The organism is Burkholderia sp. MSMB1588, assembly GCF_001546925.1.
GTDB classification, from domain to species: Bacteria; Pseudomonadota; Gammaproteobacteria; order Burkholderiales; family Burkholderiaceae; genus Burkholderia; species Burkholderia humptydooensis.
In genome coordinates, this window is the sequence record NZ_LNJS01000004.1 from 168,585 (window position 1) to 186,460 (window position 17,876).

Consider the following 17,876-nt stretch of genomic DNA (forward strand, 5'->3'; position numbering starts at 1 on the left):
TCGATGCGGAAATTGAAGAACGAAAATGACCGATAACACGAATCAAGGCGGCGATTCGCCCTTCAGCGACGACGCCGAGCAAGAGGTCGTGCGGCAGATCGGGCGCACGGACAAGGACGGCGCGTCGGTCGGCCACTTCACGCTGACGCCGGCGAGCGACACGCGGAGCAAGGAACTGCTGTGCGACGTGCGGCCGATCATTCCGGTGATCTTCCTGCCGGGCGTGATGGGCTCGCCGCTGGTGAACACGGCAACCGGTGACGAGATGTTCTTTGCGCCGAACACGGACGGCTGGCTGGGGGACGCGGGCGCATTGCCGACCTTGCTTGGCATGTGGTTCAAAGGCGCGTCCTCGCGGGAAACGCAGTTCGATCCGACCATGGCCGCAGTGACCCCGTTCGGTCCGATCCGTGCCGGCAAACTCCAAAAGAGTGACACGGAAAACCAGTATGTCGACGAGGCGGAGGCGCGCCGACGCGGCTGGGGCTCGGTGTATCGGTCGAGCTATCAGCCGGTACTGGCGTGGCTGGAAGAGCAGTTAAACGACGTAATGCACCTAAACGAGGTGCAGGGGCAATGGGTCACGCCCGACCTCGACGGCAAGAAGTGGACACTCAAGCCCCTGCTGGATACCGAGCCGGCCGACTATGGGGCGACCGATGCCGGCGCGCAAGGCCGGGGGCAGAAGCTCACGGAAAAATCCGAGGCTTTCCAGCACTTCGTGAAATACCGGTACCGGGTGTATGCGATCGGCTACAACTGGCTGCAATCGAACGAGAAGTCGGCCAGGGACGTCATCGAGGGCCGGGATTTCGAGGACAAGAAAACCGGCAAGAAGATGCGCCTGATGGGTATCAAGGAGATCATCGCAGAGAACGACAGCGGCAAGGCGATCATCCTGACCCACTCGATGGGCGGCCTGGTCGCGCGCATGGCGATCGCGATGCACGGCGCGGCGGACTTGATGCACGGCGTGTTCCACAACGTGATGCCGGCGACCGGCGCGCCGATCGCAGCGAAGCGGTTCCGCACCGGCGGCGGCAGCGAGGGCGGGCTGAACGGCTTCATCAACGGCGCGCTGCTCGGCAGCAACGCGGACGAGTTCGTGGCGGTGGCCGCAAACGCGCCGGGCGCGCTCGAACTGTTGCCGATGCCGGATTATCACAACGGTGAACCGTGGTGGATCTTTGCGCGGCTCAACGGTGAGCCGGTGATGAAGTTGCCGAAAGAAGGTGACGTTTACAAAGAGATTTATACCAATTCAAAATGGTTTGGTTTGGTGCCGGAAGAATCGGCTTCGCTGCTCGATCCAGCAGGAATCGTCAAAGAGCGGCTGGACGATTTGGGGCGCGGGGATACAGTTTCTGAAAACTTCAACAAGACAATGAAGAATGTGGTAGACAATCAAAATAATATAAAATCAGTCTACCACGATAACACGTACGTAACCTATGGGGATGGCGCTTTAAAGCCAAGGGGAGCAGCTGCTTCGAGCGAGAGTCACAGCAAACCCACGATCGAGAAAGGCAAGAAACTCGACGATCTGTTGGCGTGGGGGACGGTAATCTGGAAAGGCATCGTGCCGCCGGACGTGACGGAGGAAGAACTGCGGGCCGCGCGGTTCATGCACGATTCGCATAGCGGCACGGTGCGCGTGCACCTGGACTCGCGCAACGTCACCATCGAATTCGAGGTGCAGAAGGTGGCGAAGCTGCCCTCGGGCAGCGACGCGCCCGACCCCGAGAAGAATGGCATCGTGCCCGGCGACGGCACGGTGCCGGTCTGGTCGGCCGAAGCCCCTGCGCGCGGCGCGAATGGTGGTGCGGCCCCAGGCGTACAAATGGTGTTTGACCAAGGAGGCTATGTGCACCAGGAAAGCTACAACCATCCGTGGGCGCGCTGGGCGCTACTCTACAGCATCGTACAAATTGCGCAGGATGCACCGGAGCCGAAATGCTGACGCGTATTGGCCGACTCCTGGTTTTAGTGGCGGGCGTGTGCGCCTGTTCGATAACGTTTTCCGGTGAACCGACCATGACGAATCCCTTGTTGTCCAAGCCGCGCCCGTGGTGCATCGGCCGCTTTGTGTTCGATCGACCCACAGCCAGCAAGATCACGAATCAGCAATACGCGTTTCGGGGAGAGAAACTAGAGACCCAGCACAATGTTCCGATTGCCACTTATCAGGCGAAAGTTGGTGAATTGGAAAGAAAGCTAAAAACAAGGAAAAGAGTCGATCCAGGGAATGGTAGCAAGCCGATTGACCATGTGTGGCTCGAAAAAGAGTTTTCGCCGACGAGCAACTCGAAGGTCTTCGCTTACGTAGATGCTTATACCGAGGGAGTTAAACTTCCCTTTGATTCTGAAGGGTATATCTACGATAACAACACCTTGCTCCATACAACTGGGTCATTTGGTTCAAGTGGTTTGGATAAGTTCGAGCCTGTTTACACCGATCTCTATCGTCGCATCAAGGCGCGCGACAACTGGTCGGTGCCGACCGAATCGGGTTTTTGCTTCGATGGCGGGATCGTCACGGGTTCTTCAACCTATCCCGAAGAAGTCAGCCAGTCGTTCGCGCTGATGCCGGGGCGGCCGGCGCTGCTCGTCGTCCAGATGCGCAAGTCGATGAGTGCGGACCAAGGACGTCCACTGACCAAGACGCTTCCTGATCTGCGCGCGCAGATGGACCGCGTGTCGAGCGGCAGCTACCGCATCCTGCGGCAAGGCAAACGCACGGTGGCCGGGATGGACGCCGAGGAAGTGCTGTTCGCGCTGAAGGAAGGCGAAATCACGTCGTACCGCTTCTACCTGCTCGCGCCGGGTGATCCGAGCACGTTGGCGAAGCCGCATACGGCCATCCAGTTGCTGCTCGGTGCGAGCAGCCCCGATTTGAAGCCTGAAGAGGCGACGTCCCCGGTCGACGAGGCCAGTGCGCTGCAAACGTGGGACACGCTGCTGAACAGCCTGCGTCTGCGGCCGGGCGCGGTCTAAGCGAGGAAGACATGCGACGTTACGACATCGTGAAGGGTGACACGACGACCGTCGGCGGCATCGTGCAAGGGGGCGATGCCGCCGATCTGATCGGCGGCCGGGAGCAAGCCTACGAGCACGATCCGGTTTGGTGCCCCGTCTGCAAGACGGTGGGCAAGATCGGCTGCACCGGAGCGCGGATCTCCACCACCGGACCGGATGGGCGGGAGGCCGCATTGAGCGACGATCTCTGCCTATGCGCGTGCCCCACCCCGCCGAAACTGGTGGCATCGCAATCCGTGTCATATATCGAGGTCTGAACAGGGCTCCCATGCACTTGCACCGTATTGTGTTCCTGGTTCTGCTCACATCCTTTGCATTTCTCTCCGGATGTGCGGCATTGCACATCTGCGGACCATTCGATAGTTACGAAGAAGGCATTGGAAAGTACGTTGACTGGCAGGCCGAAACTTTGTCAGCCTACCATTTGGGGGTAGAGCAGGCACGGGATCAGTGCAAGGATGAGCTGATCGAGCAATGTGTCGTCAAGTATGTAGAACTGTGCCGGAATCGCTCGGACGAGCGTTTCAGGAACATGAGCAAAGCGGATGCTGATCACGCTTGCGCCCGTGTCGATCCGTTTATTCAAGAGCCCGGCATGACATGCGAACGATTTCAGGAACGCGCCGACGCTGCCAGAATATGGAGGTCCGTCAAATTGCCTTGGCAAGACGCGTGCGGGAGTTGCGCCTACGAACCCAATGCGCAGCATCGCGATCCGTTCATCCCACGTGCTGACGCTCGCATGTTCGACGCGTGTATGGTCGACAAGGGTTTCAAGTTGGTTACCAAAACAAGCCGGGGGACATGCGAGCCCCATGGGATCTTGAACGGAGTCTTATAACGGAGCACGGGGTGAGCGCAAATACGACGCTACGGAATCTTGAAGGACAACTCTCGATGTCTGAATCGAATTCTGGCCAATACCCCTGATCCAAACATCGCGATGACGATTCCCTATTTCCTGGAAACCCGCGGGATTGCCATGGCCGACGGCCAGCTTTTCGCTGAAGGGCGCGAGCTGGACGTGTTTGGCGATTCGCTCGACACCCAGGACATTTTCAGCCTTGCGATGACGGCGTCGCTCGAACTGCGCGGCCAGCCCGTCGTCTGCCAGGACCTGTTGCCTGAGCTGTCGATGCGCATTGAAGCGCACCCGCTTCCCGCAGGCGGAAACCCGGGGGGGCTGATGCAGTACATCGATCACGCGTGGCGGTCCGTGGCCGAGGTCCTGATCCAGCGGCACGGTCGTCTGGAGAGGGATGAATGCGTGACACTGACGGCGCCGGCGGGCGTGCACATGACGCTGGCGCGCACGAGCGGACTAGCCGCCCTGCCGCCACACGCCATGCGCCTCCGGGTCGACTACAGTCCTGTCATCCTCGCCCGGTTTCTCGTCGCGCGGCACGAGCTGCCACTGATCCAGCAGTCGCACCGCACCACGGCTCCCTTCGCGAGCGTGAAGCAGCCGCACCCGCCCCGTCTCGCGCCCGACACGCCGTCGATCGCGGAGCTGATTCGCGAGGCGCTGATCAAAACCGAGCAGGCCGCGGATGACCGATTCGCGCGCCTGCCGATGCCGGTACGTTACCGCGCCAGTGGCGCACTCGGCGCCTGGTCCCGCGTCAGGGCGGCCGCCGGCCCAAGCGGTACCGAGTTGACGAAGCGGTTGCGGGACGATCCGATTTCGCTGATGCGATCGGATTTCGGCACCTATCTGGAATGGTGGAGCAACGGCAGCCCAACCCTGTTTAGAAGCACCGACGATCGAGCCCGTGGCCACGGCACGCTGTGCTGGCAGATGTTCGACGCGTGCGAGGGTGTCTTGTTCGAACCCACTCCGCCGCTGCACCACCTGCTCGACGATGCGTTCATTGCCGACGACGTGCCGGTTGGCACGATCGAGTTGCCGGCCGAGACGATGTGCATTATTCCCGATCCGTCGTGGTGGGGGCATCGCGGCGGACTGGACGCGATCATGCTGTTTCGCCGCGGGCCTGGGTCGCACTCCGGGTACGCGACGAGCGACGTGATCAATGTGCTGTTCTGGACCGATGTCCGGGCGGAATCCTGGCTCGAAACGGGAAACATCGCGATCCCGCTGGATGATCCCCAACGAACCATCCGCCAGTTCCTCGATGGCATCGGTGCCGATCTGACGCAGAAGCAGGAAGTCGACGCCGACACGATCGCTGCCACGGTGCAACATTGGCGACGCGTGCTCGACTATGCGATCAAGATGCTGCTCTACCTGGCAACCGGCGAGGCCCAGGTCGTCCAGGATCGCGCTTACACAAACGCGCCGCGTGATTTCGGCGGGTTGGGCAAGCGCAAGCGCACCGAGCGGCTGGCGCAAATTGAAATGCTATACGACCGTCACGTGATCGGGCCCGCCGTGCTCGATGCGGCGCCCGCCGCGTCATCGCCATCCGACGGCACGCACCGGGAGGTCCGGGGCCACTGGCGCCGGCCGCACTTCAAAATGCAGCCGCACGGGCCACAGCGGTCATTGCGCAAACTGGTCTTTATCGGGCCCACCCTCGTGCGGGCCGATCGCCTCGGTCTGGCATGATTGCGCGGTCGAGATTCATTCACGAGTGGGCACGATGGAAAGCAGGAAACGACGACTATCGGATCGACCGTGTGCCGAAGCCTTGGTGGGCAGGTGAAGAAGCCGCCTGAGCGTACCGAACCGACTACGCGGAAGTGTCGTTCGGTGCTTGACCGCCTCTCAACGCGCACATACATAATATGCACTACTGAAGGAAAACGTGATGCACATACCGAAGATCGTAGTCGTGACATCTGCCCTCAATGCAATCTCGTGAGCGCGAGGCGACCACCGCGCGGATCTAACTTTACTTTTCGCGGGCGCGAACTAAACTCCGATCTTGTTGATGTCGCTCAGTAAAGTCGTGCCCCTCGAAGAGATCCCAAACACGCATGAACTTTACTTCGGCTGACGACAACACTATGCCCAGACGCGCGCGTCATAGGTCCAACGGCGCAGCTTGGTAGCAGTGATGTGTCGCGTATCCAGGTGCGCGGGATTGATCAGCACGTTCACCTCCTCCGGGACGACGACCGACGGCACGCAGTACAGCGCGGTGGCGCCCTCTGACAGCCACGCGTCACCGAGATCCAGACTGACCTTGCCGGCCGGCAAAGCGTCCCAGCCCACTGGTGCCGATGTCGCATCGAGGGTGCGTGCCTTCGCCCACACCTCGTCGGGGACCTCGAGGCGGACCAGATAGCGGTTGAGTGGCAAGTCTCCGCCGCTCAGATGAACAACTGTCTCGAGGCAGGCGAGCGCGATGTTCGAGGCCGTGTACAGCACGGCGCGACCCGACCGGTTCCAGCGACCACCGGTGCGTTTCGCCCCTTCGCCGCTTAGGTCGTCCGCCGTGTAGTCGGGCGTGTCGGTTGCGATTCGCCAGAGCGCAACCGTCATGCATATGCTCCGCTTTGCATCCGTGCGAGCACGGCGCCGACGAGCTCCTGGCCTGCAACGGTATCCATCAATTCCGCCGGCTTGCGGCCACCCAAAGCGGGATTGGTCCGCTCGATCCACTGCGCGACCCAATGAGCGGCGTCGAACCCGGCCGGTTCGCCGGATTCCTCAACCATAGACTGAACCTGACCAATCAGCTTCGACAGGCCCACAACGCGCTCTGTGTGCTCGGTCGACAGCGGCTGTTTTGCCTTCGACTTGCGGACCACCGTCGTTCGCGGAAATCCGAGGACGCCCATGAGCCGGTCCTGCGTGGTCGCCATGCGATCGGCGAGCAGAATCACGGTGTGGGCGTCGACCCCATGCTTGATCCAGTCAATACGTTCCATCGGCGAGGCGCGGTAAATCCGCTGAAAGTCGAGCAATTCGAGCTCGTGCGGCTCGACCGCACGCGGCCGCGCGCGTGCAGGCAGGGCATGTCGTTTCTCGATTGCGCTCATTGCGTGCTCCCGTTCATATGGACTTTTATTTTATGCCAAATGGTCAAATCTGTCGAGATGACTTGCGGCCCGCGGCGGTCAATCGCTACCGGCAGTGTGGCAGTCGTCGCGCTTTTAGCGCTCGCGCGCGAGCCGCGCGTGATACTTCGCCGCCTCGCGACGCATCCGCGCCTCTTCCGGCGACACGTAGATCGACGTCGTGCCGAGCGACGCGTGCCCGAGCGTGCGCTGCACGACCTCGAGCGCGACCCCGGCGGCCAGCATCTGCGTGCCGACCGTGTGCCGGAACGCGTGCGGCGACGTGCCGGCCAGCTTCCGCCGCTCTGCCTCCGACAGTTCGGGCATCGGCTCAAGCAGCTGCGCGATCGCCCACTGCGTAAGCCCTCGCGCGCCGCGCACCGAATACCCGCGGGTGGCCGGGCTGGCGGCTGGCGCGTCGGCGTCATTGGGCGCGCCGAACTTCGCACGGGCCCGCAGCGTCGGCGGCACGACCAGCGGCGCGATCAGCGGCAAGTCCGGCGGCCCGGCCGCCGCATCGAAATCCAGCCCGCGATCGCCCCAGTGCGCGCGCAGCGCGTCGACGCAGTCGTCGCTGATCGGCACGAAGCGCTGCTTGTTGCCCTTGCCGATCACCTCGAGCAGCCAGCTGGTCGGCGCCAGCGCGTCGCCGGCGTCGACGTCGTATGCCACTGCCGTGCCGATCGACGCGGCGTGCGTGCGCAGCCACGCCACCAGCACGCGCGCCCGGCCGACGCCAATGCGCGGCACCGAGCGCCACCACTGGCCGCCGCGGCGGTTCACCAGGGCGACGAGCTCGCCAAGCGTGTGGATCCCCTCGCCTGCCAAGCGCGCCGCGACCGCCCATCGCCCCGCCACCTGCTCGATCAACTGCAGGGTGACGGGCGTGAGGCGCGGCTCGCCATATTTCGCGATCGCCGCCTGCAGGTGCGACACCAGCACCGACGAACCGTTGCGCAGCGCCGCCGCGACCAGGTCATCGCGCATCGTGCGCAGCAGCCGCTCGATGTCGATGTGGGTGGTCGTGTCCGGATCGAAGTACAGCCGCGCGATCGTCGCGATCGACAAGCCTTTCACACGCGCGCGCAGCGCCGTGAATTTGGTACGGCTGTAGGTGCGCTGCTGCAGCTGTTCCAACTGCTGGGGACGGTTGACCATGAGGGTCAGTAGAGAGGTGCGTCTGGATAACGCGGGTTGTCGAGCTGCTCACGCAACCAGGCGTCATGGCCCAGTGCGTCGATCACGGCCGGCGGGACACACTGCCAATGCCACTTGTCCACGCGTGTCGGCCATCCGGTGCGCCGGCGCAACCGATCCAGCCAGCCGCCCGGTGCCGGAATCTCAGCGGCCGCTTCGCCGTCCAAGCGCCAGTAACGGTATCGCTTTGTCGTGCGAGTGCGGATCGCGACCGTCACGCAGTCCCTGTTGTGCAATGCCTCGACCGACTCCCCGCGCCGTTGTGCTTCGGTCATCACGGCGACAGCCTGCTCCCGCAACGGGAAGTGATCCACGCGCACCTTCCGGAAGGTCGCTTCGTCGCCCTGGCGGGTCGCCAGCCAGCATGCACCGGCAACCAGCCGGTGCATGCCGTTCGAGCACACGAGCGCAGCGCCCCAGCCCTGCAGACGCAGCCCGTAGGCGGCGCCGGGCGCCGGAAAATGTTCGTCACCCAGCTCCGACTCGAAATAGCGCAAGGTTTCCGGGCCCCAGCCGTCGCCGTGCAGGCCGGCGAGCAGTTCGCGCCAGGTACGCGCGTCGGGCGCAAAGCTGCGGTGGAACAGCCCCACGATGTTACGCACCGGCACATCGAGATACAGCGTGCGGGATGCCGGCGCGCTGTCTTCGCGCCCGAAGGCGGCGTATCGCGACAGCCCGATGGTCGACGCGCTCAACTCCTGGCTAAGCGCGACCGGCCGATCAATGAGGGGCACCGGCGCCCGCGCGAGTTCCGCGCGGATGGCCGTGAGAGCGGAGCAGGTGTCGGGCATCGTAGCGCCTCGCGGGTTCAGATCGCCTGCACGGATGGTCCGCCCGTGGCGGGAATCGGCGAACGCAGCTCGGCGGCCGGAATGGGCAGCAACTGCGCCTTGGTCAGCGGCCGGCGGCCATGAGAGGCGGCTTTTCTCATTGGATCGGAAAACGTGAGGAGCAAACCTTGCCACAGCGTTCGCACTGGTAAGCTTGGTCCCCGCTGTCGTTGAGGATGTAGTGATAGTGGGTATGCGGCACCCAGCGATGCATGCCCATCAGGCACGTCAACCGCACCATCCAATTGCGAAACATGATTTCCTCCGGATCGGTTGTAGCAGCCCGCCCCGCCCGGGCAGCGCTTCGTTCAGGGCTGGGGGGTGGCCGGTAACGCGCGCGCTGCGGCGAGCACGATCTGTCGGCATTGCTCGGCATCCGCGCGGGCGCGATGACGAGTCGTCGGCGCGCCCGCGCCGAGCATCGTTGCGGCATCGGCCAGGCTGAGCCGACGGCCGGCCCAATCGCCTAGCAGCCCGATCGTGCAGCCGAGCCGTCGTGCCGGTAGCGTCAGGCCGTGTCGTCGCGATGTTTGGAGGAGCAGGCGCTCGTCAAACGCCGCGTGGTGGGCGATCCACAGCCGACCGGCGAGCAGCTCGGCCACCTGCGGTCCGACGCTCGCCCAGCCGGGCGCACCGGCGACGTGCGCGTCGGTGATCCCGTGGATCGCCGTCGCGTCGGCCGGGATCGGCATCACGGGCTTGACGAGCGTGTCGAGCAGCACGGCGCCGGCGCGATCGAGAATCGCGATCTCGACGATCTCCGCCTGGAAATCAAGGCCGGTTGTTTCGGTGTCGATGAACAGCGGATCGGCGGCCAGCCACGCGTTCGCCGTGACGTGCAGGCTGCGTGCCGCGTCTTCCCGCTCTTGGCGCGCGATGTCGGCGCGGCACGCGGCGCAGACACCGCGTCGGTCCAACCAATCGATCGCGGTACGCGCGCCGCAGATCTGGCACGCCCGGGTACCGGCCAGCGCCCGGCCGGCCGCGAGCGCCGCCGCTTGCGCCTCGCTCGGTGCGCGGGCCGCGCGCATCGGCACGGTCGACGCGGGGTCGTACAGCGCGATCCACGCGTGGCCCTGCCAGTAGTGCGCGACCGGCGCCTGGCCGTCGACGAGATTGCGCCGGGCCTGCTGCAGCTCGGTTTTCGTCTGCAGGACCGCTGGCGCCGCGGCGCGGTTCGGGTAGCGCATCGGTATCCTCTCTGGTCAGCCTATTACATCATGGGCAAACTGTCGTCACTGTTCAACACGACGCGCCAACTGTGCGTCGATCGCCCGCAATTGCTGGCGATTTACTGCTCGCCATTCTGCGCTGGTGAGCCAACCACGTTGCCAAACGCGCTCGCGCCAGCCAGCAGACTCGAAGCGGCCAATGCGTTGCACGTTTTCCAAACCAAAGTGCGAAAGCGGGAGACGACGAACGCGGTCCTCCCACACCCACCAAGCCAAACTCGCGACAACGATTCCCGCCGCTGCCAGCAACACAATCGACAATGGGTTCATCCTCGCACTCCGAGTTCAGAGACAGGTTGGTTGCTCGCCGTTTACCCGGCCGAAGATCATTCGGCGGTAGCCGTTCGAGTGGTCGCGAAGGTGTCGGCCCAGCGCTCATTCGTGACTGCGTCGATCGTCGCAATGGCCGCCGCGCGGGACGCGTCGATGGTCTTCGCCTCGCTCTTCGGCACGTGTTTTCCCGACAGCACGTCGGAAACCGCGTAGCAAGGCGAGTCACCGATCGACAAGCCGACAATGCCGTGCACAGCCCATGTCCGTCCCCGGTGCTCGAACGGTATGCCGATCACCTCGACATCACCAGTTTGCATCGCGACGGGAAACACGATCGCATCGAGAAATTGTGGGGCCGGTCTGGTCGGCCGCTTCTTGTTGGGCATGCGGGCCATGCTTAGCTCCTATTCGGCAGCAGCACGTCGACGTCAGACACGAGCTGTTCGCCGGCGCCCGAAGCGGGAGTATCCCCACGGTCCCCCTCGATCGCCCGAATCTTCATGGCGGCATCGAGCCGTTCATGCGCGAGGGCTGCGGCCTCGTCGGCGCTGCCGAGGATCCGGAAGCGGTGTTCGCTGTCGAGCCGGCCGACGACGTCGAGCTCGACCGGCTGGGGGGCCACCCGCGCGAACACGCGCGTCCGGGCATGGACCGACGCGTCGCCGCGGCCTTTGGTGTACCGAGCGGTGGTTTTCATGCGCCCTCCCCTCAAAACCCGTACCGGTTGTCGCCCCAGCGGCGCAGCACCTGATAGTCGTGCTCTGGCAGCACGATCAAGCCGGCTTCCGCCGCCTCAAGCACGCGCGCCATCTGTCCGCTTAGGATCAAGTTGCCGTGTAAGCCATAGAAGTACCAGGCGAAGCGGTGGCCGATGCGCGCGTCGAACTGGTTCAGCTTCCCGTACAGGCTGTATGCATCCAGCTTCGCGGTGTTCTTCAACTCGGCGATCTTGCGCGTGTGCGTCCAGGCCGGCACGTAGTCCAGCTGGCGACCGGTGCGGGGGTCGTCGTAGTCTTCGGTCTTGAACACCCACCGTCGACAGATCCGCTCGCCGGCCCGGCCCGCGCTCGACGCGGCCCAGTCGTCGAAGAAGCGGCGGCCTCGCCACTGGTGCGCATCGTAGCCGGGCGTGAGGTCGCGCACGCGGACTTCACGCGATTCGCCTGTCTGCCTGTTCGTCTCGACCAACAGGCGATCGCCTTCGCGCTGACGCCGCTCGCGATAGATCGCCTCGGCGAGCGCCGTGAAGCGCTGTATGTCGATCACCGCCGCGAGGCGATAACGCGGCGCGCCGAGTTCGCGCCGCTCGAATTGCGTGACGGCGGCGCCGCGCAGGTAGCCCCGGCGAAGCTCATCGGCATCCGGCAGCCCCCAGGCAGCGTCGCGCGGGAACACCTCGCGCTCGACGAACTCCTGTTCCTCCCAGATCTCGAGCTGCACGAAGTTGTCCTGGTCGCCGCCGCGGTCGTACGCGAAGTAGTGGCGCCGCGGCTGGATCTCGACCAGCTGGTAGCCCGAATCCTTATGCGCATGCCATACCTCATGCACCGAGCCGCCGTGGACGGCCAGCTGCGCGTCGATCCACGCGGAATAGTCAGCCGCGATCTCGCGCCCGTCGGCATCGACGATGCGCGCCGGCTGTTCGCCGAATTCGTCGCGCGCCTTCACGTGCCGCGCGCCGCGGTACTCGGTGCGCGTCGCGAACGCCGTGAGCAACTCGGCGTGCTTCGGGGTGACAGGCGTCGTCGCGACGATCGTCGCCAGCACGTCGGTCTGCAGGTCGTATTCCTTGCGCATCAGCAGGCTCCGTTCAGGATGAGGGGGGGCGACGCCGCACGGTCCGGGAACACCAGCGCGTCCAGCCGCGCGAAGTCGGCCATGAACGACTTCCGGCCGTGCGGCTCCAGATGCTGCACGACCAGTGATTCCCACATCGCGTGCACCGCGTATGCGGCCGCTTGGGCACGAGCCTCGCGCTCGACTTCACCGGCGGCCCGATGTGTCGCGACTTCAGCCATGTAATGGCGGATTGCTTGCTCCGCGTACGCGGTGAGATTCGCGTAGCTCAGGGTTTTGCTCACGGTGTCACGCTCCGGTCGATCGAGCGGCTGCCGGCGGCACGCGCTGCTCGAGGTGGATCACGTTCGACCGCGCAAACGTCACGCGCTCGGGGATGAAGAAACCGCGGTATTCCTGACCGGCGCCGGCGGCACCGACGAACTCGGTGACGAACGCGCCGTAGCTGTCTTCGTCGACCAGACCGTCGTGCACGCGATCAAGACACACGGTCGCGCGCAGGCGCGGACCGTCGACCGGCTGCAGCTCGACCACATCGCCGCGCTCGATGGTGTCGCGCCGGCGATCGCGGAGCTGATCCCAGCCGCGCTCGAAATCCTCCACCCGTTCGAAGTCGCTCGGAAACCGATAGCCCCACGACCGACGCAGCAGCAGCCAGGCGGCGATCGGCATCGGCGCCTGGCCGGCCTCCCAGCGCTGCACTTGACGCTCCTTCACGCCGAGCAACGCGGCAACCTGCGCCTGGGTGCGCCGGCCGCGCAAGCGAGCGGACTTGATCTCGTTGGGCGTCGGCCCGCCGTCGTACGGCGCGACTTCGAGCGTCACGCCCCCGTCCCACTCCAGCGTGACCGGGCCGTAGCATTTCTCGCAGGTCGCGGCCGCGCCGTCGTAGCTGTCATCGGGATGGTGCACCTCACCGCGTTTGCCGCAGGCCGGGCAGCGATATGCGTACAACACCGACATGAAGCCTCCTGAACAGAAACCCGTCTTAAAGACGTATGACCCAGCATAGCACGTCTTAAAGACGTGTCAAGGGACTTTGATAATGCGCCCTTTCGGGTTTTTGAGCATTAAACGCAATGCCGCTAACGGGAGTTAGCGGCATTGATCGCTGTCTGCCGTTGGCATATGTAGGTCCGACCGCCGGCTGGCAGGAGAATGCTGCCAGTCGCCGCGGTTGTTGCACGGGTGTCATCAGCCTGCGATACCGCTAGAGAGACGCTTTTATACATTTCCCAAATCGTGCTCGTCGCACGCGCCGCAATGTCGGGCTGACTCGCTGGCGCGCTCAATGGACGTCGCGCAGCCGAGATTGCGTATCTCACCACGTCCAGCGTTCGCCCGCCACCTCGGCCCACGCCTCGCTCTCCGACGTGCAGCGATGCTGCTCGGCGGTCAGCGCGATCGCAACCAGCAGGTCGTCGACACGCCGATCGAACGCGTCGCCGTTCTCGAACGGCACCTGCAGCACGGTGACGCCGTCGCGGGTCGGCGTGCGCACGACACCGGCCAGCACCTCGCGCTCGACGCGCTCGAGGACACGGGCGCGGCCGCGGCCGCCCGCGCGCTTCGGTTCGACGCGCAGCGTGACGTGCACGTCGACCCACTGCGCTGCGGGGCGAGCGTCCGCGCGGAAGGTCTCAGCGGCGCTCGCCGGCGTCGACGTCGCGGGTGCGCCCGCGGCCGCCGCCGGCTCCGCGCCGTCGAGCGCCGCGTTGAACAACGCCTCGACCGACTGAAACTGCCGCGCGGCATCCGCCTTGGTGTAGCGCGTGGTGGTCCCGAGGCTCGCGTGGCCGAGCAGCTCCTGCATGTCGCGCAGGTCGGCGCCGGCGTCGAGCCCATGGTTCGCGAAGGTGTGGCGCAGCCAGTGCGTGCTCGCGCGGCGCAGGTCGGCGGCCGCGTTCGGATACGCGATCGCCAGCTGCTCGGCGGCCCGCGCAAAAATCGCCTTGAACAGGCGCCCCACCACGTCCGGGTGCAGCGCCTCGCCGGTCGCGAGACGCGCGATCAACGGCGTGTCGGGCGGCGCCGTCTCGAGGGTGAGCGGCACCGGACGCGTGCGCAGCTGCGCGCGCAGCGCGTCGATCAAGCGGCGCGGCATCGGCACGGTGCGCGCGCGCCGACCCTTGCCGATGACGCGCAGGCTCCACGCGTCGTCGAGCGCGCCGTCGAGCGCCGTGCGCGTGAGCGCGCCGGTGGTCGCCGCGGCGAGCTCGGCGCGGCGCAGCCCGGTCGCGTACGCGAACAGCAGCAGGAACGCATCGCGCGCATGCGCTGCCCGGTTCACCGCCCCATTCGCCCCCCCATTCGGCGACTGCGCGCCGGCGCCGCCAAAGGCGCGATGGAAGGCCGGTGTGGGCTGCAGCACGGTCTGCAGCACGTACTGCCACTGCGCGCGCGTGAGCGTGCGCCCAGTGGTGTCGAGCGCGACGGCCGGCGCGGCCGGCAGGCCGCCGAACGGGTTCACGCGCAGGTACTGCTGGTCGACCAACCACGCGCCCATCGCATTGAGGATCCGCCGCGCGGTGTCGCGGCTGCGCTCGGACAGCGGACCGACGAACGGCCGCCAGGCCGGATCGAACCGTTCGACGCGGCCGCGGCCGATCCAGCGTTCGGCCGGCTGCGGATCGCGCAGGAACTGATCGAGGTACTCGGCGCAATCCGGCGTGTTCAGCGACGACAGCGGTTTGCCCTTCGCGACGATCGCCCACAGCAGCAGCCGTTCCGCTTCGCGCCGGTACGCGCGGCGGGTCGCGTCGCTGCGCGCGCCGCGGATCGAGATCCACGCGTGAACGGCCTGCAGGTCGGTATTCAGCTCGGCCTGATGCGCGGGCACCGGCGCGCGGTTCAGGCCGGCCGAGCCGTCGAGCGCGGCCGGCACGCGCAGCGCCTCGAGCGGCACCACGTCGGCGCCGGCGCCCGGCACCGGCTGCAGCGCCGGATGGCCGGCCGCCAGCTGCCGGCGCGGCGTGACCGCGAGCGGCGACAGGTAACCGAGCGTGTCCGGGTGCTGCGCCACGAAGTCGATGATGCGCTGCGCGCCGATCGCGCCCAGGCGCGGCACCACGCGATACCAGCGCAGCCGCCGCGCGCGGATCAGCGCGAGCAGCTCGGCGAAGGTGGTGACGCCGGTGGCCGCGAGCCGCGCGACGCGTTTCGCGTCGAACCAGCCGTCGAGCGTGTGCGTGGGCTGCGGTGCCTCGACGAGACTGGCCTCCATCCGCGCGAGCGCCGCGTCCTGCCGGTCGCGCAGACGCCGATTGCGCGCGACCTTGCGATCGAGCTCGGGCGACGACGCCGGCGGATAGGTGTCGACGTACAACGCGACGAGCTCGCGTTCGCTGTAGAACGCATCAGGGTCGACCGACTCGCGGAACGCCTCGAGCGTCGGCACTTCGACCGCCCCGCCCTCGGCGCCCCCCGCATGCGCGTCGCGCGGCAGGCTGCCCGGCTTAAGGCGCAGCAGGTGCGCGGCGTCGATGTCGCGCGCGCGACGCGCGGCGATCGTCAGCGTGTCGCGGAGCATCGCCAGCGTGCGACGCGTGACGCGCACGTCGGTGCCCGGCACGCCGTAGTGCGCGTGCAGCGTCGGCTCGTCAAGCCCTTCCAGATACGCGCGGTATAACGCGAAGTGGGAAGTGGTCAGGCGCAGCAGCGGCCGCGACGAATCCGTGGCCCTACGATGATCACGTCGGTGGCCAGATCCGCTCACAAGCCCTCCGACTCGACGACCAGTAGACCGGGGAACCGGTCCTTCATGCGCGGCTGGAGTTCGGGAATCAGTTCGAGACGTCCCTGCCGTTTTGCGTACCGTTCCGCCAACCGCTCGAACTGAGCGTCGAAGTCGGCGAGATATTGCGCCGTCATCGAGTACGGTGAGACGCCCACCTCGGCGCGCATGGCGTCTGCGAGGCGACAGGCGACCGAACCAAAGTGGATCGCACGTTGCGTTTCGAACTCGTACTCGTCGTCCTTGCCGGTCCAATGGTGCTGGCCAGCAACCCACGCAGCACTTTGGCCCACCCCTTCCCGAAGTTCGCGCAGCTCGTCGACACGGGCGGCGCTCAATTCAGATACCACGGTCGCTGGCGGGAGGTCGAAACGCAGGTGGACGTGATCCAACCTGTCGAAGGCCGTCATGTCGTGACGACAGTATTCGGGCAACGCGTCGTCGATGGCGGCGCTGTAATCGTTCGCCTCTCTCGCGAACGCCTCCAACACATAGGCCGCGTCACGATGCGCCAGCTCTCGTCGCTTCGCGTTCGCTTGATCTTCACGTCGCCGATCGCCACGCTTGAGCCACCACAATACCCCGCCGTTGATGAGTGACGCCACAACCGCGCTCGTGAGCACGAGTGTCCAGCCGTTCACCGCCGGTACTTGCGCCGCGGCGGTCGCGACGTGGGAGGCCTCGATTGCTACTTCGAATGCCGCCATAGAGGTCCTTCGATTCTGTTATGCATGGGACCCAGCTCTCAACCTTGGGCCGGCGGGTTCGATGCGGCTGACGCTGCACCGGCGGGTGGCAGCGCACCCAACAGGCGATCGAGAAACCCCGGCAGCACACTACACAGTCCGATGCGTTGCGCCATGTGGGTCCGATAGCCGTCGAGCTTCGCTTCCTCGAAATGCCCGCCTAGGTTCCAAACGCCGGGTTGCGCAAGAGCCGCACGATGGACGGTCGCGACCTGCCCGCAATGGCTGAACGGATGAAAAAACGGCTGCGCGTCGCGCAGACGCTTGATGCCCTCGGGCTTCACGCCGAGCGCGGCCGCGTTCCAACCGGGCTGCCGAATCGCATGTTGCCCCTGGACGCGGGTGTCGCCCGTCCACACCTTCTTCCAGTACCGGGCCTGCACCGGTGGCCGGTTGTCCTTCTGTTCGATCACCAACAGGCTGTCCGTCGAACACAGCAGCGCCATCGCGATCCCTTCGATCGCCTGACGCATCACGTTGCCCGACGCAGGCAGCTTGCCCCCCAGCAAGAGCTTGGTGGAGACCATCAGGTCGTCGAGCACACCGAGCGCGAACGCGCCCATCAAGTCGGTACGAAGCGTGTTGACCTGGACGAGCCGCGCGTTGAGGCCCGGCAGGCGCTGGAAACACGTAGCGCCCCCCGCGGCCAGCTGCTCGAGTTCCGTGCCGAGAGCCGCGACGAACGCGTCACGCACGCGCTGATCGCTATCGCGCAGCGCGTGCAGGACCGCTTTCGGGTCGGTCAGGTCCACAGCGGGTGACGACATAGGACTGCTCCATGTAGCGAGAGGTCGGCAGGTGGCGTATGGCGCAATACGGAAACCGTAGCGGAGCGCACACAGCGCGATCGGCGCCGCGGCCGGGCCGGCGTGGCACGACCGCCTGCCCTGCCCCGTTGCGCCCCGCCGGACGGGGGTCAGGACAGAGTGTAGTGCAGAACGCGGAATCTGACAGCAAAAAGTCACCTATCTGATAAGAACAATTATCAGATGTGTCACTTTTTCAGCCGGATCGACAGATGAAAAACCGTGCTGTATAAAGATATATCTCTATACAGCACGGTTTG

General features: G+C 65.4%; 19 protein-coding genes. 4 read left to right on the forward strand and 15 right to left on the reverse strand.

Annotated elements, in window-relative coordinates; all coding sequences use genetic code 11:
• Positions 1 to 25 precede the first annotated feature (25 nt).
• Genes WS92_RS36045 through WS92_RS30250 form a run of 3 tightly spaced genes read left to right on the forward strand, consistent with a single transcriptional unit; the run spans position 26 to position 3,293 of the window.
• Positions 26 to 1,960, forward strand: coding sequence for an esterase/lipase family protein (locus WS92_RS36045; protein WP_059928799.1), 1,935 nt, complete (start codon positions 26 to 28; stop codon positions 1,958 to 1,960).
• Positions 1,954 to 2,994 (forward strand): T6SS immunity protein Tli4 family protein, encoded by a 1,041-nt coding sequence (locus WS92_RS35430; RefSeq protein ID WP_309294831.1) that lies wholly within the window; start codon positions 1,954 to 1,956, stop codon positions 2,992 to 2,994. The genes WS92_RS36045 and WS92_RS35430 overlap by 7 nt, the downstream gene beginning before the upstream one ends.
• Before the next feature lie 11 nt (positions 2,995 to 3,005).
• On the forward strand, positions 3,006 to 3,293 hold the full coding sequence (locus WS92_RS30250) for a PAAR domain-containing protein (protein ID WP_006029250.1): 288 nt from the start codon (positions 3,006 to 3,008) through the stop codon (positions 3,291 to 3,293).
• Between the two features lie 155 nt (positions 3,294 to 3,448).
• Here the strand turns inward: WS92_RS30250 and WS92_RS36050 are convergent, their stop codons facing one another.
• Positions 3,449 to 3,853 carry a hypothetical protein gene (locus WS92_RS36050; RefSeq protein ID WP_156442970.1) on the reverse strand — a complete coding sequence of 135 codons (405 nt, stop codon included), beginning with the start codon at positions 3,851 to 3,853 and terminating at the stop codon, positions 3,449 to 3,451.
• A gap of 63 nt (positions 3,854 to 3,916) precedes the next feature.
• Between WS92_RS36050 and WS92_RS30255 the strand changes: the two genes are divergently transcribed.
• Positions 3,917 to 5,605 (forward strand): AcrVA2 family anti-CRISPR protein, encoded by a 1,689-nt coding sequence (locus WS92_RS30255; protein WP_006029251.1) that lies wholly within the window; start codon positions 3,917 to 3,919, stop codon positions 5,603 to 5,605.
• Between the two features lie 399 nt (positions 5,606 to 6,004).
• Here WS92_RS30255 and WS92_RS30260 read toward each other — a convergent pair whose 3' ends face one another.
• The 14 genes from WS92_RS30260 to WS92_RS30315 all read right to left on the reverse strand — a co-directional run bounded on the left by WS92_RS30260 (position 6,005) and on the right by WS92_RS30315 (position 17,577).
• Positions 6,005 to 6,484, reverse strand: coding sequence for an RES family NAD+ phosphorylase (locus tag WS92_RS30260; protein WP_009917390.1), 480 nt, complete (start codon positions 6,482 to 6,484; stop codon positions 6,005 to 6,007).
• Complete coding sequence (locus WS92_RS30265; protein ID WP_006029252.1) at positions 6,481 to 6,984, reverse strand: type II RES/Xre toxin-antitoxin system antitoxin; 504 nt, start codon at positions 6,982 to 6,984, stop codon at positions 6,481 to 6,483. The genes WS92_RS30260 and WS92_RS30265 overlap by 4 nt, the downstream gene beginning before the upstream one ends.
• A gap of 114 nt (positions 6,985 to 7,098) precedes the next feature.
• Positions 7,099 to 8,160, reverse strand: coding sequence for a phage integrase family protein (locus tag WS92_RS30270; protein WP_059929098.1), 1,062 nt, complete (start codon positions 8,158 to 8,160; stop codon positions 7,099 to 7,101).
• Positions 8,161 to 8,165: 5 nt separating this feature from the next.
• Positions 8,166 to 8,990, reverse strand: a complete 825-nt coding sequence (locus WS92_RS30275; protein WP_059929100.1) for a hypothetical protein — start codon at positions 8,988 to 8,990, stop codon at positions 8,166 to 8,168.
• Positions 8,991 to 9,337: 347 nt separating this feature from the next.
• Complete coding sequence (locus WS92_RS30280) at positions 9,338 to 10,219, reverse strand: 3'-5' exonuclease (protein WP_059929102.1); 882 nt, start codon at positions 10,217 to 10,219, stop codon at positions 9,338 to 9,340.
• 45 nt (positions 10,220 to 10,264) lie between these two features.
• Complete coding sequence (locus WS92_RS34005; RefSeq protein WP_082743503.1) at positions 10,265 to 10,531, reverse strand: hypothetical protein; 267 nt, start codon at positions 10,529 to 10,531, stop codon at positions 10,265 to 10,267.
• A gap of 56 nt (positions 10,532 to 10,587) precedes the next feature.
• A complete protein-coding gene (locus WS92_RS34010) occupies positions 10,588 to 10,929 on the reverse strand; it encodes a hypothetical protein (RefSeq protein WP_082743504.1) in 342 nt (113 codons plus the stop codon).
• 2 nt (positions 10,930 to 10,931) lie between these two features.
• The gene (locus tag WS92_RS30285) at positions 10,932 to 11,231 is read right to left on the reverse strand and encodes a hypothetical protein (protein ID WP_197420748.1); all 300 of its coding nucleotides are present in this window, start codon (positions 11,229 to 11,231) and stop codon (positions 10,932 to 10,934) included.
• Between the two features lie 11 nt (positions 11,232 to 11,242).
• The gene (locus WS92_RS30290) at positions 11,243 to 12,331 is read right to left on the reverse strand and encodes a hypothetical protein (RefSeq protein WP_059929104.1); all 1,089 of its coding nucleotides are present in this window, start codon (positions 12,329 to 12,331) and stop codon (positions 11,243 to 11,245) included.
• Entirely contained in the window at positions 12,331 to 12,615 is a 285-nt protein-coding gene (locus tag WS92_RS30295) for a hypothetical protein (protein WP_059929107.1), read from the reverse strand. The genes WS92_RS30290 and WS92_RS30295 overlap by 1 nt, the downstream gene beginning before the upstream one ends.
• Before the next feature lie 4 nt (positions 12,616 to 12,619).
• Positions 12,620 to 13,294: a helix-turn-helix domain-containing protein gene (locus WS92_RS30300; RefSeq protein WP_082743505.1), complete on the reverse strand. Its 675-nt coding sequence runs from the start codon at positions 13,292 to 13,294 to the stop codon at positions 12,620 to 12,622.
• Positions 13,295 to 13,652: 358 nt separating this feature from the next.
• Positions 13,653 to 16,046, reverse strand: a complete 2,394-nt coding sequence (locus WS92_RS30305) for a tyrosine-type recombinase/integrase (RefSeq protein ID WP_059929110.1) — start codon at positions 16,044 to 16,046, stop codon at positions 13,653 to 13,655.
• Positions 16,043 to 16,771, reverse strand: coding sequence for a hypothetical protein (locus WS92_RS30310; RefSeq protein WP_059929113.1), 729 nt, complete (start codon positions 16,769 to 16,771; stop codon positions 16,043 to 16,045). Before WS92_RS30310 ends, WS92_RS30305 begins: the two co-directional genes overlap by 4 nt.
• Positions 16,772 to 16,809: 38 nt before the next feature.
• Positions 16,810 to 17,577: a hypothetical protein gene (locus WS92_RS30315; RefSeq protein WP_059929115.1), complete on the reverse strand. Its 768-nt coding sequence runs from the start codon at positions 17,575 to 17,577 to the stop codon at positions 16,810 to 16,812.
• Between the last annotated feature and the right edge of the window lie 299 nt (positions 17,578 to 17,876).